Origin of the sequence: Streptomyces sp. C, from assembly GCF_000158895.1 — a bacterium.
GTDB lineage: Bacteria > Actinomycetota > Actinomycetes > Streptomycetales > Streptomycetaceae > Streptomyces > Streptomyces racemochromogenes.
Window position 1 is genome coordinate 1,245,701 of the sequence record NZ_GG657750.1, and the last position, 13,590, is coordinate 1,259,290.

Below are 13,590 nucleotides of genomic sequence, written 5' to 3' on the forward strand. Positions count from 1 at the left end.
CGCTGGTCACCGTACGGCCCAGGCGGCGATCCGGCCGCGCACCCAGTCAGCCACCGGGGCGACACCTTCGGGGCCGCGCAGGGACTGGAAGGCGACGGGCAGGTCGCCGCGCTGGGCGGCGGCGTCGCGGGCCATGCGTTCCAGGTCGGAGCCTACGTGGGGGGCGAGGTCGGTCTTGTTGACGACGAGGAGGTCGGAGGTGGTGACGCCGGGGCCGCCCTTGCGGGGGATGTCGTCGCCGCCGGCCACGTCGATGACGAAGATCTGGGCGTCGACCAGGCCCCGGGAGAAGGTGGCGGTCAGGTTGTCGCCGCCGGACTCGACGAGGATCAGGTCGAGGGGGGCGCTGCCGAGGAAGGCCTCCTCCAGTTCCTCCACGGCCTCCAGATTGGCGGAGATGTCGTCGCGGATGGCGGTGTGGGGGCAGGCTCCGGTCTCGACGGCGCTGATCCGCTCGGGGGGCAGGACGGCCTCGCGGAGGAGGAACTCGGCGTCCTCGCGGGTGTAGATGTCGTTGGTGACGACGGCCATGGACAGTTCGGTGCGCAGCGCGCGGCAGAGGGCGGCGACGGTGGCGGTCTTGCCGGAGCCGACGGGTCCGCCGAGGCCCACGCGCAGGGCGCGGCGGCTGCCGTCGGCGCGCAGCGGGGCGGCGCCGTGGGTGTGGCGGTGGGGGTAGGTCACGTCGTGGTCGAGGTGCACGGCAGTTCTCCAGGAGGGAAGGGGTGGGGGCGCTCGCGCTCAGGAGGCGAAGAGGCGTACCGCCCAGTCGGCATGTGCCTGTGCCGCGATTTCCAGCAGCGGTGAGGAGGCCGCGGGCAGGGCGTCCGCGCCCTCGGTGCGGGCGAGCTCGGCCGCACCGGCGGCCCGGGCGGCGACGGCGTCGAGGTCGGGGGCGAGGCGGGCGAGTACGGCGCTCGCCTCGAAGGGGTCGAGGCCCAGCAGCCGTACCGTCGCCGTGGCCGGCCCGCTGACGCTCTCGTACGCCGCCACCTGCGCGGCCTCCGGCGCCCCGAGCCCGGCGGCCCGGGCGGCGAGGCCGAGCACCACGGGCTGGTGCGCCCCGCGCGGGAAGGCGGCGGCCAGCGCGTCGAGTTCGGCGGCGGGCCAGGTGGCTCGGGCGGCCCGCAGCAGCTGCCGGCCGAGCCGCCGCGCGGCGGCGCGCAGCGCGGGCGAGGGGGTGCGGGCGTCGGCGGCGGCGTCGAGTGCGGCCGGGTCGAGGCCGAGGGCGGCGGCCGCGGCCAGCCCGGCGGCGGTGAGTCCGGCGGTGTGCAACCGGCCCCGGCAGAACTGCTCCAGGGTGGCGGCGTCGTGGATGCGGCCGGCCTTGCAGGCGGCCTCCGCCCCGCCGGAGTGGGCGTGCCCTCCGGCGGGGAAGCGGCCGTCGGCGAGCACGAGCAGCGCGGCGAGGCTCATCGTCGGGAGCCCGTCGGACGTCGGGAGACCATCAGGAGTCGGGAGCCCATCAGAAGAGGAAGTATCTCTGTGCCATGGGCAGTTCGGCAGCGGGTGCCGGCTCCACCGCCTCGCCGTCGATGGTGACGGTGAAGGTGTCGGGGTCGACCTGGACCCGGGGCATCGCGTCGTTGTTGCGCATGTCCGCCTTGCCGAGCTTGCGGGTGTTCTCGATGGCGGTGAACCTCTTGCCGAGGCCGAGGCGTTCGGGGAGGCCGTCGTCGAGGGCGGCCTGCGAGGTGAAGTTGAAGGAGTTGAGGGCGGGCGCGCGTCCGATGCCGCCGTACATGGGCCGGGGCAGGACCGGCTGCGGGGTGGGGATGGAGGCGTTGGCGTCGCCCATCTGCGCGTACGCGATCTGGCCGCCCTTGACGACGAGCTCGGGCTTGACGCCGAAGAAGGCGGGGGTCCACAGCACCAGGTCGGCGAGCTTGCCGACCTCGACGGAGCCGATCTCCCTGGCGAGGCCCTGGGCCACGGCGGGGTTGATCGTGTACTTGGCGACGTAGCGGCGGGCGCGGTGGTTGTCGGCGGGGCCGTCGCCGGGGAGGAAGCCGCGGCGCTGCTTCATCACGTGGGCGGTCTGCCAGGTGCGGAGCACGACCTCTCCGACGCGGCCCATGGCCTGGGAGTCGGAGGAGATGATGGAGATGGCCCCGAGGTCGTGGAGGACGTCCTCGGCGGCGATGGTGGAGGGCCGGATCCGGGACTCGGCGAAGGCGAGGTCCTCGGGGACGGCCGGGTTGAGGTGGTGGCAGACCATCAGCATGTCGAGGTGTTCCTCGACGGTGTTGAGGGTGTGCGGGCGGGTGGGGTTGGTGGAGCTGGGCAGGACGTTGGGCTCGGAGACCACGGTGATGATGTCGGGTGCGTGGCCGCCGCCCGCGCCCTCGGTGTGGTACGAGTGGATGGTCCGCCCGGCGATGGCCGCGAGGGTGTCGGCGACGAAGCCGGCCTCGTTGAGGGTGTCGGTGTGGATGGCGACCTGGGCGCCGGTCTCGTCCGCGACGCCCAGACAGGCGTCGATGGCGGCGGGGGTGGCGCCCCAGTCCTCGTGGATCTTGAAGCCGAGTGCTCCGCCGCGCAGCTGGGAGAGCATGCCCTCGCGGGACGTGGTGTTGCCCTTGCCGAGCAGGCCGATGTTGACGGGGTAGGCCTCCAGGGCCGCGAACATCCGGGCCAGGTGCCAGGGGCCGGGGGTGACGGTGGTGGCCTTGGAGCCCTCGGCGGGGCCGGTGCCGCCGCCGACGAGGGTGGTGATGCCGGAGGCGAGGGCCTCGTCGACGACGGTCGGGGAGATGAAGTGCACGTGGGCGTCGATGGCGCCGGCGGTGAGGATCTTCCCGTTGCCCGCGATGATCTCGGTCTCGGGGCCGATGACGAGTGCGGGGTCGACGCCGTCCATGGTGTCGGGGTTGCCGGCCTTGCCGATGCCGCAGATGCGGCCGTCCGCGATGCCGATGTCGGCCTTGACGACGCCCCAGTGGTCGAGGACGACCACGCCGGTGATGACCGTGTCGGGGGCGCCCTCGGCGCGCGTGGTGCGGGCCTGCCCCATGGACTCGCGGATGACCTTGCCGCCGCCGAAGACGGCCTCGTCGCCGGAGTTGCCGGGTCCGCCGCTGAGGTCCCGTTCGATCTCGACGAAGAGGGCGGTGTCGGCGAGCCGGATCCGGTCACCGGTGGTCGGCCCGAAAAGGTCGGTGTAGGCCCGGCGGGAGAGTTCAGCCATCGAGCGGCCCTCCGGTCTCGCCGCGCAGTCCGGGCACGGTGCGCAGTCCGCCGATGGGTACGAGTTCCACGGCGACGGGGATGCCCGGCTCGAAGCGGACGGCGGTGCCGGCGGCGATGTTCAGGCGCAGGCCGTGCGCGGCCCGCCGGTCGAAGTCGAGGCCGGGGTTGGCCTCGGCGAAGTGGTAGTGGGAGCCGACCTGTACGGGCCGGTCGGCGGCGTTGAGGACGGTGAGACGGGTGACGGGGCGGCCTTCGTTGAGGCGCACCGGGCCGTCCCCGTGGACGATCTCGCCGGGGATCATGCTGCTGCTCCCCCTCAGACGATCGGGTCGTGGACGGTGACGAGCTTGGTGCCGTCGGGGAAGGTGGCCTCGACCTGGACGTCGTGGATCATCTCGGGGATGCCCTCCATGACCTCCGCCCGGGTGAGCACGGTGCGGCCGGACGCCATCAGCTCGGCCACGGTCCGCCCGTCGCGGGCGCCTTCGAGGAGGTGCGAGGTGATCAGGGCGACGGCCTCGGGGTGGTTGAGGCGCACCCCGCGCGCCCTCCGCCTCTCGGCCACGTCGGCGGCCACGTGGATCAGGAGTCTCTCTTGTTCGTGTGGTGTCAATTGCACCTGTATCACCAAGCTTCCGGGACATGGTCGTCGTCGCGCCGGGGAGTGACCGTACCGGCCGTCAACTCTTTGTTGACCTGCGCTTATCCGTGCCAAGCGTCTCTTGCCCAACACAGGACGAGGCTTTCCGTCCCGATCACCGCCGCTTTACCGGAGCGTGGGTGATCATTGGCGGAAGAGCGAGGAACACACCGTAGGGCGCGTATTTTTCCGCCGAGTTAACCCACGTTTCGGGAAGGCTCTCGGTTCAATGCCGCCCCGGTCCCGGCGGGGCGGTTCGTATACGGCCGCCGGGTTCAGCAGCCCCTGAGGGTGCGCGCGGAGGCGTCGGCGGGCCAGGGCAGGGCGATCCACACCGTCTTGCCGCCGTCCTCGGTGGGGGTGACCGAGAGCCGGCCGCCGGCCTCGGCCGCGAGCCAGCGGATGATGACCATGCCGCGGCCGTTGTCCTGCTGGACGGCGGCGGGGAGCCGCTTGGGCCAGCGCGGGTGGCTGTCGGTCACTCCGACGCGCAGCCATTCCTCGCGTTCGAGGCGGACGTCGACGGTGAAGGTGGGCGACTGGCCGAAGGTGTGCTGCACGGAGTTGGTGGCGAGTTCGGAGACGATGAGCCGGACGGTGTCCGCGGTGCCCGCGTCCTCGGGCAGTCCCCAGTCGGTCAGTACCCGCGCCACGTAGCGGCGGGCGGCGGCCACCGACACCGGATCGCTCGGCAGAGTGACGGATGCTTCCAGCTGATCTGCCATGGCGACGTCCCTTTCCCACCGGGACGGAGCCGCCCCGGATCTACGCTGAGCGCCAGAGTGCCACCCATCGTGCCGCCGTTTCCGCCGTTCCCCCAAGATATGCATATATCTGTCGCTCAATGCGGTGAACTCTGCTACGGAAGAGCGTATTTGGACGGCAGACTGGTGCGAGGTGTGCCGGTGGAAGGAGAGCGGGTATGCAGCACGGTCCCGCGGTACGTCGGCGCAAACTCGGCGAGGAGCTGCGTGCCCTGCGCGACCGCTCCGGGCTCACCAGCGGCGAGGTGGCCCGCATCGTCGGCTGGCACCAGTCGAAGGTCAGCCGGATCGAAACGGGCCGCAGTGGTGTGAAGACGGAGGACATCCGGCTGCTGCTGGACGCCTACGGGGACGTGGTGAGCGCCCAGCAGCGCGCGCTGCTGGAGGCCCTGGGCGCCTCGGCGGCCGGTCCGGCGGCGAGCGGGGACGCGGCGCGGGGGCGGCAGTGGTGGCACGACTACCGGGGCCTGCTCCCGCAGGAGTACCGGGACTTCATCAGCCTGGAGGCCGGGGCCCGGTCGGCGCGGACCGTCGAGCTGTCGGTGGTGCCGGGGCTGCTCCAGACCCCGGACTACGCGCGGGCGGTGACCCGGGCCGCGCTGGGCGGGCTGCCGGAGCCGAAGGTGGACGCGCTGGTCGACGTACGGCTGGCCCGGCAGGCGGTGCTGCGGTCCGATCCGCCGCTGGAGCTGAGCGCCGTGCTGGACGAGGCGGTGCTGCGCCGGCAGATCGGCGGGCCGGGGGTGATGGAAGAGCAGCTGCGGCATCTGGTGGAGGTGGCGAGGCTGCCCCAAGTGCGGCTGCAGGTGCTGCCGTTCACCGTGGGGGGCCATCTCGGCCTGACCGGACCGTTCGTGATTTTCTCATTTCCGAACATCGCCGATCTGGATGTGGTGGTGCTCGACCATTTGACGAGTAGCCTCTATCTGGAGCGGAAGGAAGACCTAGAGGCGTACAGCGCCGCGTTCCGCACCATCCAGGCGCACGCCCTCCCGCCCCATGACTCGTCGGATCTGATCAGCTCTATCGCTGACGACGCGTAGAAGGAGGCACCCCCGTGTCCGCAACCCCCTTATCCACCAGCGGACTTCTGAACAGCGCGCGGTGGCGGCGGAGCAGCCGCAGCACCGGAATGAACAACTGCGTGGAAGCCGCCGCCCTCAGCGGCGGCCTGCTGGCCGTCCGCGACTCCAAGCGGACGGACGGCCCGGCCGTGCTCTTCACCGGGCCGGCCTGGGACGGCTTCCTCGCCTCCGTAAGGGCGGACGTGCGCGTGTGACGTGACGCCTAGCGGTCCGTGGCCCCGGCCGGAGCGGTCGCGAGGACCGCGGCGACGGCCCGACTGATCTCGTCCCCCGTGAGATCCGCCCGAGCCGTCAGCCGCAGCCGGGAGATGCCGTCCGGCACCGACGGCGGACGGAAGCACCCCACGGACAGACCTGCCTCGCGGCAGTCGGCGGCCCAGCGCAGTGCCGCCGAGGCCGACGGGGCCCGAACCGACACCACGGCCGCGTCCGGCCGGGCCGCGGTCAGGCCGGACGCGGTGAGCCGCCCGTACAGCTCGGCGGCCACCTCCCGGACCCGGGCCGCGCGCTCCGGTTCCCGGTGCAACAGGCGCAGGCTCGCCAGCGCCGCACCCGCGGCGGCCGGGGCCAGACCGGTGTCGAAGATGAAGGCGCGGGCCGTGTTGACCAGGTGCCGGATGACCTTGGCCGGCCCCAGCACCGCGCCGCCCTGGCTGCCCAGCGACTTCGAGAGGGTCACCGTGGCGACCACCCCCGGCGCGCCCGCGAGCCCGGCGGCGTGCAGCGCGCCGCGGCCGCCCTCGCCCAGCACCCCCAGCCCGTGCGCGTCGTCCACGACCAGCGCGGCGCCCTCGGCCCGGCAGGCGGCGTGGTAGCCGTCGAGCGGGGCGGCGTCCCCGTCGACGGAGAACACCGAGTCGGTCACCAGCAGCGCCCGGCCCCCGTGCCCGGCCAGGGTCTTGCGGGCCGTCTCCGGGTCGCCGTGCGGGGTGACCGCGACCTCGGCCCGCGAGAGCCGGCAGCCGTCGACGATCGAGGCGTGGTTCCCGGCGTCGGAGACCACGAGCGTGCCGCGGCCGCTGAGCGCGGTGACGGCGGCCAGGTTCGCGGCGTACCCGGACGAAAGCACCAGAGCGGACTCGAAGCCCGTGAAAGCGGCGAGCTCCCACTCCAGTTCGGCATGAAGTTCGGTCGAGCCCGTGACCAGGCGTGATCCAGTGGCACCGGCACCCCAGCGCTCGGCCGCGGCACAGGCACCCCGCACGGTCTCCGGATGCCGGGACAGCCCCAGGTAGTCGTTGCTCGCCAGGTCCAGCAGGGGCGAGGAGGCGGGCCTCGGGCGCAGGGTCCGCACCAGCCCTGCCTGCTCTCGGACGCGCTCCGCGCCGTCGATCCAGGCGAAGACGTCCTCGGGTTGCGGGGTGTGCTGGGTCATCGGCGGTCCTCGCGTCGCGTCTCGCGATGTGTCTCGCGTTTTGTCGGCAGTCGACAGATCTGCTCGACCCTATCGGCCGTGACGCGAGGGGCTGGTGTGGCGATCCACACACCTCCTTCCGGCCATGTTGTCCGATCTCTCCTTGGCCGGGAGTGGTCGCGTGGGACAGGATCGGGCGCATGGACCTGCTGAACACCCTGGTGGAAAAGGGACTGCGGCGCGAGCTGCCGACCCGCGAGGAGGCGCTCGCCGTACTGGCGACCTCCGACGACGAACTGCTCGACGTGGTGGCCGCTGCCGGCAAGGTGCGCCGCCAGTGGTTCGGGCGCCGCGTCAAGCTGAACTACCTGGTCAACCTGAAGTCGGGGCTCTGCCCCGAGGACTGCTCGTACTGCTCCCAGCGCCTGGGGTCGAAGGCCGAGATCCTCAAGTACACGTGGCTGAAGCCCGAGGAGGCCTCCCAGGCGGCCGCGGCCGGCGTCGCCGGCGGCGCCAAGCGGGTCTGCCTCGTGGCCAGCGGCCGCGGTCCGACCGACCGTGACGTGGCCCGCGTCGGCGAGACCATCGCCGCCATCAAGGAGCAGAACGAGGGCGTCGAGGTCTGCGCCTGCCTGGGCCTGCTCGCCGAGGGCCAGGCCGAGAAGCTCCGCGAGGCGGGTGCGGACGCCTACAACCACAACCTGAACACCTCCGAGGCCACGTACGGCCAGATCACCAAGACGCACACCTACGCGGACCGCGTCGACACGGTGCAGAAGGCGCACGCGGCGGGCCTGTCGGCCTGCTCCGGCCTGATCGCCGGCATGGGCGAGAGCGACGAGGACCTGGTCGACGTCGTCTACTCGCTGCGCGAGCTGGACTCGGACTCCGTCCCGGTCAACTTCCTGATCCCCTTCGAGGGCACCCCGCTGGCCAAGGAGTGGAACCTCACCCCCCAGCGCTGCCTGCGGATCCTCGCGATGGTCCGCTTCGTCTGCCCCGACGTGGAGGTCCGGATCGCCGGCGGCCGCGAGGTGCACCTGCGCTCGATGCAGCCGCTCGCGCTGAACATCGCCAACTCCATCTTCCTCGGCGACTACCTCACCAGTGAGGGCCAGGCCGGGCAGGCCGACCTCGACATGATCGCGGACGCCGGTTTCGAGGTGGAGGGCGCCGGTACGACCACCCTGCCCGCGCACCGCGCCGACGCCGCGGCCGCCGCCCCCGCGGGCGGCACGTGCGGTTCCGCGGCCGGCGGCTGCGGCTCCGCGGCCGACGCCGACGCCGAGTCCGGCGCCGGGGCCCACGGCTGCGGCTCCGCCTGCGGCGGCTGCTCCGGACACGCCGCGGAAACGCCGGCGCCCGCCCAGGCGGAGGCCGGAGAGGTCCGTTCGGACCTGGTGGCGGTACGCCGCCGCGGCGCGGGGACGGACATCGCCCCCAATGCGTGACCAGTTCCCGCTGCACGACCCGCTCGACCCCGCGTCGGACACGGCGGACCTGCTCGCCCTGGACCGGCAGCACGTCTGGCACCCGTACGGCCCGATGCCCGGGCGGCAGGAGACCCTCGTGGTCTCCTCCGCCTCGGGGGTCCGGCTGCGGCTCGCCTCCCCCGCCCAGGGGCGGGAGGAGCTGGTCGACGGCATGTCCTCCTGGTGGTCGGCGATCCACGGCTACAACCACCCCGTGCTGAACGAGGCCGCGACCTCGCAGCTGGGCCGGATGTCGCACGTCATGTTCGGCGGGCTCACCCACGAGCCCGCCGTCCGGCTGGCCGCCCGGCTGGTGGAGATCACCCCGGCGGGGCTGGAGCACGTCTTCCTCTGCGACTCCGGGTCGGTGTCCGTCGAGGTCGCCGTCAAGATGTGCCTGCAGTACTGGCGTTCGCTGGGCCGCACCGGCAAGACCCGGCTGCTGACCTGGCGCGGCGGCTACCACGGCGACACCTGGCAGCCGATGGCCGTGTGCGACCCCGACGGCGGCATGCACGAGCTGTGGCAGGGCCACCTGCCCCGGCAGGTCTTCGCCGACGCACCGCCCGGTGACTTCGACACCCCCGTGGACCCCGCGTACGCGGACCACCTGCGCTCGCTCGTCGCCGCGCACGCCGACGAGCTGGCCGCGGTGATCGTGGAGCCGGTGGTGCAGGGCGCGGGCGGCATGCGCTTCCACCACCCGGGCCACCTGCGGCTGCTGCGCGAGCTGTGCGACGAGTACGGGGTCCTGCTGATCCTGGACGAGATCGCGACGGGCTTCGGCCGTACGGGCGCGCTCTTCGCCGCCGACCACGCGGGCATCACCCCGGACGTCATGTGCCTGGGCAAGTCCCTGACCGGCGGTTACCTCACCCTCGCGGCCACCCTGTGCACCGAGCGGGTCGCCGACGGGATCTCGCAGGGCGAGGTCCCGGTGCTGGCGCACGGGCCGACCTTCATGGGCAACCCGCTCGCCACGGCCGTGGCCCTGGCCTCGATCGACCTGCTGCTCGGCCAGGACTGGGCCGGCGAGGTCAAGCGGATCGAGGCGGGCCTGCGCGAGGGCCTCGCCGAGGCCCGCGCCGTCCCCGGGGTCAAGGACGTACGCGTGCTCGGGGCCATCGGCGTGATCCAGCTCGACCACCCGGTCGACGTGTGGGCGGCCACCCGGGCGGCGGTCCGCGAGGGCGTCTGGCTGCGCCCGTTCCGCGACCTGATCTACACCATGCCCCCGTTCGTCACCGGCGACGCCGACGTGGCCCGGATCTGCCGCGCGGCCGTCGCAGCGGCGCAGGAAGGCTGAGATGACCGTAATCGTCGTGTCCGGAACGGGCACGGAGATCGGCAAGACGGTGGTCACCGCGGCCGTCGCGACCGCCGCCCTGGCCGCGGGGCGTTCGGTGGCGGTGCTCAAGCCCGCCCAGACCGGGGTAGGCCCGGACGAGCCCGGGGACGCCGCCGAGGTCGTACGGCTCGCCGGCCCGGCCGTGACCGCGCGGGAACTGGCCCGCTACCCCGAGCCCCTGGCCCCGGACACCGCCGCGCGGCGCTCCGGGCTGGCGACGCTGACCCCCGCCGGGATCGCGGAGGCGGCCGCGCGGCTGGCCGCCGAGCACGACCTGGTGCTCGTGGAGGGCGCGGGCGGGCTGCTCGTGCGCTTCGACGAGGAGGGCCACACCCTGGCGGACGCGGCGCGGCTGATGGCGGCGCCGGTGCTGGTGGTGGCCCCCGCGGGGCTGGGCACGCTGAACACCACCGACCTGACGGCGGAGGCCCTCGCGGCCCGGTCCGTCCGCGCGCTCGGGGTGGTGGTCGGCAGCTGGCCCGCCGCGCCCGACCATGGCCTCCCGGTGCAACCTCGCCGACCTCCCCAAGTCCGGCTCCCGCTGCTGGGGGCCGTCCCGGAGGGGTCCGGCGCCCTGGAGCCCGCCGCCTTCCGCGCGGCCGCGCCGGGCTGGCTGGGCGCCCCGCTGGACGGCACCTGGACGGCGGAGTCCTTCCTCGCCGAGTGGCCCGCCTGATCTGACGCGCCGACGGAGCCGGTCGCGGGGTCAGTGGCCCCCCGCCGGCTCCTTGCAGCCGCCCTCCAGGTACACCCCGTGCGCCTCGACGCGGGCGGGGTCCGCCGCCCGCCCCGACACGCACGGGCCGGTGCCGGGGAGCATCAGCGCGAAGCCGGGTCCCTGGCCGGCGCTCCCCTCGTACACGTCTCCGCCGCCGACGGGGTAGCCCAGGCGGCGCAGCAGCGTGGTCAGTTCGGCGGCGTCAGCCGCGCGCGGCGGCCAGCTCCGCCCTGATCCGGGCCGCGTGGGCCTCCCCGCGGCAGCGGGCGGCGGGGCTCAGCTCCGTCTGCTGCCGGTACGCGTGGTTCTCCGCGTACTTGCGCGACTCGGGATCCGTCGGCCCGCTCCCGCCGGCGGCGGCGGCCGTCGGCGAGGCGGTGGCTGCCGTCGGCGAGGCGGCGGCGCAGCGGGCCGCGACCTCCGCGAGGAACGCGGCGTTCGGATCGGCCGCAGGCGCCTGGGCCCGGGGTGCCGGCGCCGGGCCGGAGTCGCAGCCGGCGAGCAGGAGCGCCGCGGCGGCGAGCAGCGCCGCGGCCGTGCCCCCGACGGGTGCGGTGCGGGACGTCAAGCTCGTGCCCTCCTTCTGTGCGGGACCCCAAAGTGCGGTGGCCGGAGTGCCGATTATCGTCCGCGCCCTCTGAGGGAGGCGGTTTCGGGGCGGGCCCGGGTGGGGAACAGCCCCGAAGGGCACGCGCAGCCGTGTCGTCCGTCCGCCGCCCGTCCGCGCCCGGAGGCCCGCCATGCCCAGCCCCGTCCCCGATCCGGTCCACCACCCGTACTTCGCCCGGTTCTACGCCCGCGCCAGCACCGCCGCCGTTTTCCGCCGGCATCGGCGCCCTGCGCCGGGAACTCCTGGCGGGGGTCTCCGGGCGGGTCGTCGAGGATCGGCGCGGGCAACGGCCTGAACTTCGCCTACTACCCCCGCCGCCGTGTCCGAGGTCGTCGCCATCGAGCCCGGAGCGCACCCTGCGCCGGCTCGCCGCGGCCGCCGCGCTGCGCGCCGAGGTGCCGGTGGACCTCGTACCGGGCGTGGCCGAGGCGCTCCCGGTCAAGAGCGAGGCCTTCGACGTCGCGGTGGCCTCGCTGGTGCTGTGTACCGTACGCAACCTGCCGCGCGCCCTCGCCGAACTGCACCGGGTGCTCCGCCCGGGCGCCGAACTCCGGTTCCTGGAGCACGGGCTGGCTCCCGGCCCGGGGATGGCGGGCGTCCAGCGGGCGCTCGACCGGACGGTGTGGCCCCGCCTGTTCGGCGGCTGCCACACGGCGCGCGACCCGCTCGCCGCCATCGAGGCGGCCGGCTTCCGGATCGCCTCGCACCGCTCCTTCCGCCTGCCCGAGCGCGGTCCGGCGCTCCCCACGTCGTACTGCGTCATCGGCTCGGCACGCCGCCTGGACGACTGAACCGCGGGACGTTCCGGGACCCCTTCCGGCGGACCGGCGGTCGGACGCGCCCGGCAGGCACCACAATCGAGCCGGGGCCGCGCGGTCCAGCGCGGCCCGGGGTCGTCAGGAGTGGAGCGGAGGGGGAGCGTGGCACACGAGGCGCAGCCGGGACAGCTGGTCAACGACCGGTACCGGCTGGTCCGGGCCCTGGGGTCCGGCGGGATGGGGCGGGTCTGGAAGGCGTACGACGGGCAGCTCGACACCTATGTGGCCGTCAAGGAGCTGATCCTGCCCCCGGGGCCCTCGGCCCCGGATCCGGCCGACCGTCTGGAGCGCGCCCTGCGGGAGGCCCGCAGCGCGGCCAGACTGCGCGACCACCCCAACGTGGTCACGGTCCACGACGTCGCCCTCGTGGGCGGGGTGCCGTGGATCGTGATGGAGCTCGTCAGCGGCTCGACGCTGCAGGAACGCCTGCGGGTGGAGCACCGGCTGCCGGTGGAGGAGGTCGCGGAGGTGGCCGCGGCGCTGCTGAGGGCGCTCGGCGCGGCGCACGCGGAGGGCATCGTCCACCGCGACGTCAAGCCGGCCAACGTGATGCTGACCGAGGACGGCCGGATCCTGCTGGCCGACTTCGGGATCGCCCTCAACGAGGCGGACGACGGCCTGACCGGGACCGGTGTGGTCATCGGTTCGATGGCGTACCTGTCGCCGGAGCGCGCGCGGGGCGAGAAGGGCGGCGCCCCGAGTGACCTGTTCTCCCTGGGGACGACCCTGTACGAGGCCGTCGAGGGGGTGTCGCCGTTCAAGCGGGAGACCCGGATCGGCTCGCAGTACGCGGTCGCGCACGACCCCGTCCCGCCGCCGCGGCGGGCGGGGCGGCTGCGGCCGCTGATCGAGGGGCTGATGGAGAAGGACCCGGACGCGCGGCTGACGGTGGCCGGGGCCCTGGAACTGCTCGTACCGGTGCGGCCCTCCCCGCCTCCCGCGCCCCCCGCTCCCGCGTCCCCGCCTCCCACGTCCCCGGCTCCCGCGCCGGAGTCGCCGGAGCCCTCGGAGCCCTCGGAGCCGCCGGAGCAGCGGCCCGCGTCCGCGCCGGGGATCCGTCCCGCCGCGGCGGCCCCCTTCGCGAGCCGCCCCCCCACCACACGGCCGGCGCCCGCCCGGGCCGCGTCGGCGGGCGCCCGCATCCGCGCCGGGGGCCCGGCCGGGCGCGTGCCGTCCCCGCCGCCGCGACGGGCCCTGCGCGGCCTCGCCCTGTTCGCGCTGGCGGCGGTCCTGATCGCCGGGGGCTCGTACGCCGCCTACCAGTGGACCCGGACGCAGTACTTCGTCGGCGTCAACGACGGGCACGTCGCGGTGTTCCGGGGCCTCAACCAGGAACTGGGCAGCACGCCCCTGTGGGAGCTGGAGACCGACCACCCCGAGATCGAGCTGCGGTACCTGCCGGCGTACCAGCGCAAGCAGGTGGAGGCGACGATCACGACCGACGGTCCCGACGACGCGCGGGCCCGGGCGGCGCAGCTCGCCCTCCAGGCCTCGGCCTGCGCGAAGCACGCCGGGGAGAACGGGGAGGACTCCGTCCTCACGGAGGAGGAACGGACCCTGACGGCCCAGTGCGCGAAGTGAGCGCCGGGGCC

At 74.2% G+C, this 13,590-nt stretch carries 15 protein-coding genes and 1 pseudogene; 7 read left to right on the forward strand and 9 right to left on the reverse strand.

Annotated features, from left to right (window positions below; genetic code table 11):
* Positions 1-6 precede the first annotated feature (6 nt).
* The 6 genes from ureG to SSNG_RS05405 form a co-directional block, all read right to left on the reverse strand.
* Complete coding sequence (gene ureG, locus SSNG_RS05380; RefSeq protein ID WP_007262784.1) at positions 7-702, reverse strand: urease accessory protein UreG; 696 nt, start codon at positions 700-702, stop codon at positions 7-9.
* A gap of 39 nt (positions 703-741) precedes the next feature.
* Positions 742-1,416 carry an urease accessory UreF family protein gene (locus SSNG_RS05385; protein WP_007262785.1) on the reverse strand — a complete coding sequence of 225 codons (675 nt, stop codon included), beginning with the start codon at positions 1,414-1,416 and terminating at the stop codon, positions 742-744.
* A 49-nt stretch (positions 1,417-1,465) separates the two neighbouring features.
* Positions 1,466-3,187 carry an urease subunit alpha gene (locus tag SSNG_RS05390; RefSeq protein WP_007262786.1) on the reverse strand — a complete coding sequence of 574 codons (1,722 nt, stop codon included), beginning with the start codon at positions 3,185-3,187 and terminating at the stop codon, positions 1,466-1,468.
* On the reverse strand, positions 3,180-3,491 hold the full coding sequence (locus tag SSNG_RS05395) for an urease subunit beta (RefSeq protein WP_007262787.1): 312 nt from the start codon (positions 3,489-3,491) through the stop codon (positions 3,180-3,182). Before SSNG_RS05395 ends, SSNG_RS05390 begins: the two co-directional genes overlap by 8 nt.
* Positions 3,492-3,505: 14 nt before the next feature.
* Positions 3,506-3,808 (reverse strand): urease subunit gamma, encoded by a 303-nt coding sequence (locus SSNG_RS05400; protein WP_042802987.1) that lies wholly within the window; start codon positions 3,806-3,808, stop codon positions 3,506-3,508.
* A 296-nt stretch (positions 3,809-4,104) separates the two neighbouring features.
* Positions 4,105-4,554, reverse strand: coding sequence for an ATP-binding protein (locus SSNG_RS05405; RefSeq protein WP_007262789.1), 450 nt, complete (start codon positions 4,552-4,554; stop codon positions 4,105-4,107).
* Between the two features lie 197 nt (positions 4,555-4,751).
* Here SSNG_RS05405 and SSNG_RS05410 point away from each other — a divergent pair, with 197 nt between their 5' ends.
* Together SSNG_RS05410 and SSNG_RS05415 are read left to right on the forward strand one after the other, a co-directional pair.
* Entirely contained in the window at positions 4,752-5,636 is an 885-nt protein-coding gene (locus SSNG_RS05410; RefSeq protein WP_007262790.1) for a helix-turn-helix transcriptional regulator, read from the forward strand.
* A 14-nt stretch (positions 5,637-5,650) separates the two neighbouring features.
* On the forward strand, positions 5,651-5,872 hold the full coding sequence (locus SSNG_RS05415; protein ID WP_007262791.1) for a DUF397 domain-containing protein: 222 nt from the start codon (positions 5,651-5,653) through the stop codon (positions 5,870-5,872).
* Positions 5,873-5,880: 8 nt separating this feature from the next.
* Here the strand turns inward: SSNG_RS05415 and SSNG_RS05420 are convergent, their stop codons facing one another.
* Positions 5,881-7,053 carry an 8-amino-7-oxononanoate synthase gene (locus SSNG_RS05420; protein WP_007262792.1) on the reverse strand — a complete coding sequence of 391 codons (1,173 nt, stop codon included), beginning with the start codon at positions 7,051-7,053 and terminating at the stop codon, positions 5,881-5,883.
* Positions 7,054-7,232: 179 nt separating this feature from the next.
* Between SSNG_RS05420 and bioB the strand changes: the two genes are divergently transcribed.
* From bioB to bioD, 3 genes are read left to right on the forward strand one after another with little or no spacing between them, the layout of a single operon-like run.
* The gene (gene bioB, locus SSNG_RS05425) at positions 7,233-8,483 is read left to right on the forward strand and encodes a biotin synthase BioB (protein WP_007262793.1); all 1,251 of its coding nucleotides are present in this window, start codon (positions 7,233-7,235) and stop codon (positions 8,481-8,483) included.
* Complete coding sequence (locus SSNG_RS05430; RefSeq protein ID WP_128636877.1) at positions 8,476-9,810, forward strand: adenosylmethionine--8-amino-7-oxononanoate transaminase; 1,335 nt, start codon at positions 8,476-8,478, stop codon at positions 9,808-9,810. Before bioB ends, SSNG_RS05430 begins: the two co-directional genes overlap by 8 nt.
* Before the next feature lies 1 nt (position 9,811).
* The gene (bioD, locus tag SSNG_RS05435) at positions 9,812-10,528 is read left to right on the forward strand and encodes a dethiobiotin synthase (protein WP_007262795.1); all 717 of its coding nucleotides are present in this window, start codon (positions 9,812-9,814) and stop codon (positions 10,526-10,528) included.
* Between the two features lie 30 nt (positions 10,529-10,558).
* Here bioD and SSNG_RS41840 read toward each other — a convergent pair whose 3' ends face one another.
* Entirely contained in the window at positions 10,559-10,714 is a 156-nt protein-coding gene (locus SSNG_RS41840) for a hypothetical protein (RefSeq protein ID WP_007262796.1), read from the reverse strand.
* Positions 10,715-10,772: 58 nt separating this feature from the next.
* Positions 10,773-11,138 (reverse strand): hypothetical protein, encoded by a 366-nt coding sequence (locus SSNG_RS37760; RefSeq protein WP_007262797.1) that lies wholly within the window; start codon positions 11,136-11,138, stop codon positions 10,773-10,775.
* Positions 11,139-11,310: 172 nt separating this feature from the next.
* Between SSNG_RS37760 and SSNG_RS05445 the strand changes: the two are divergent.
* Both SSNG_RS05445 and SSNG_RS37765 read left to right on the forward strand, forming a co-directional pair.
* Positions 11,311-11,971: pseudogene (locus SSNG_RS05445) on the forward strand (methyltransferase domain-containing protein).
* Positions 11,972-12,100: 129 nt separating this feature from the next.
* The gene (locus tag SSNG_RS37765) at positions 12,101-13,579 is read left to right on the forward strand and encodes a serine/threonine-protein kinase (protein WP_050779552.1); all 1,479 of its coding nucleotides are present in this window, start codon (positions 12,101-12,103) and stop codon (positions 13,577-13,579) included.
* Positions 13,580-13,590: the final 11 nt, after the last annotated feature.

Excerpts from the sequence above, each read along its gene's own strand:
- SSNG_RS05385 (WP_007262785.1), bottom strand. The coding sequence starts at position 1,416 with ATGAGCCTCGCCGCGCTGCTCGTGCTCGCCGACGGCCGCTTCCCCGCC.
- SSNG_RS05390 (WP_007262786.1), bottom strand. The coding sequence starts at position 3,187 with ATGGCTGAACTCTCCCGCCGGGCCTACACCGACCTTTTCGGGCCGACC.
- SSNG_RS05395 (WP_007262787.1), bottom strand. The coding sequence starts at position 3,491 with ATGATCCCCGGCGAGATCGTCCACGGGGACGGCCCGGTGCGCCTCAAC.
- SSNG_RS05405 (WP_007262789.1), bottom strand. The coding sequence starts at position 4,554 with ATGGCAGATCAGCTGGAAGCATCCGTCACTCTGCCGAGCGATCCGGTG.
- SSNG_RS05410 (WP_007262790.1), top strand. The coding sequence starts at position 4,752 with ATGCAGCACGGTCCCGCGGTACGTCGGCGCAAACTCGGCGAGGAGCTG.
- SSNG_RS05420 (WP_007262792.1), bottom strand. The coding sequence starts at position 7,053 with ATGACCCAGCACACCCCGCAACCCGAGGACGTCTTCGCCTGGATCGAC.
- bioB (WP_007262793.1), top strand. The coding sequence starts at position 7,233 with ATGGACCTGCTGAACACCCTGGTGGAAAAGGGACTGCGGCGCGAGCTG.
- SSNG_RS05430 (WP_128636877.1), top strand. The coding sequence starts at position 8,476 with ATGCGTGACCAGTTCCCGCTGCACGACCCGCTCGACCCCGCGTCGGAC.
- bioD (WP_007262795.1), top strand. The coding sequence starts at position 9,812 with ATGACCGTAATCGTCGTGTCCGGAACGGGCACGGAGATCGGCAAGACG.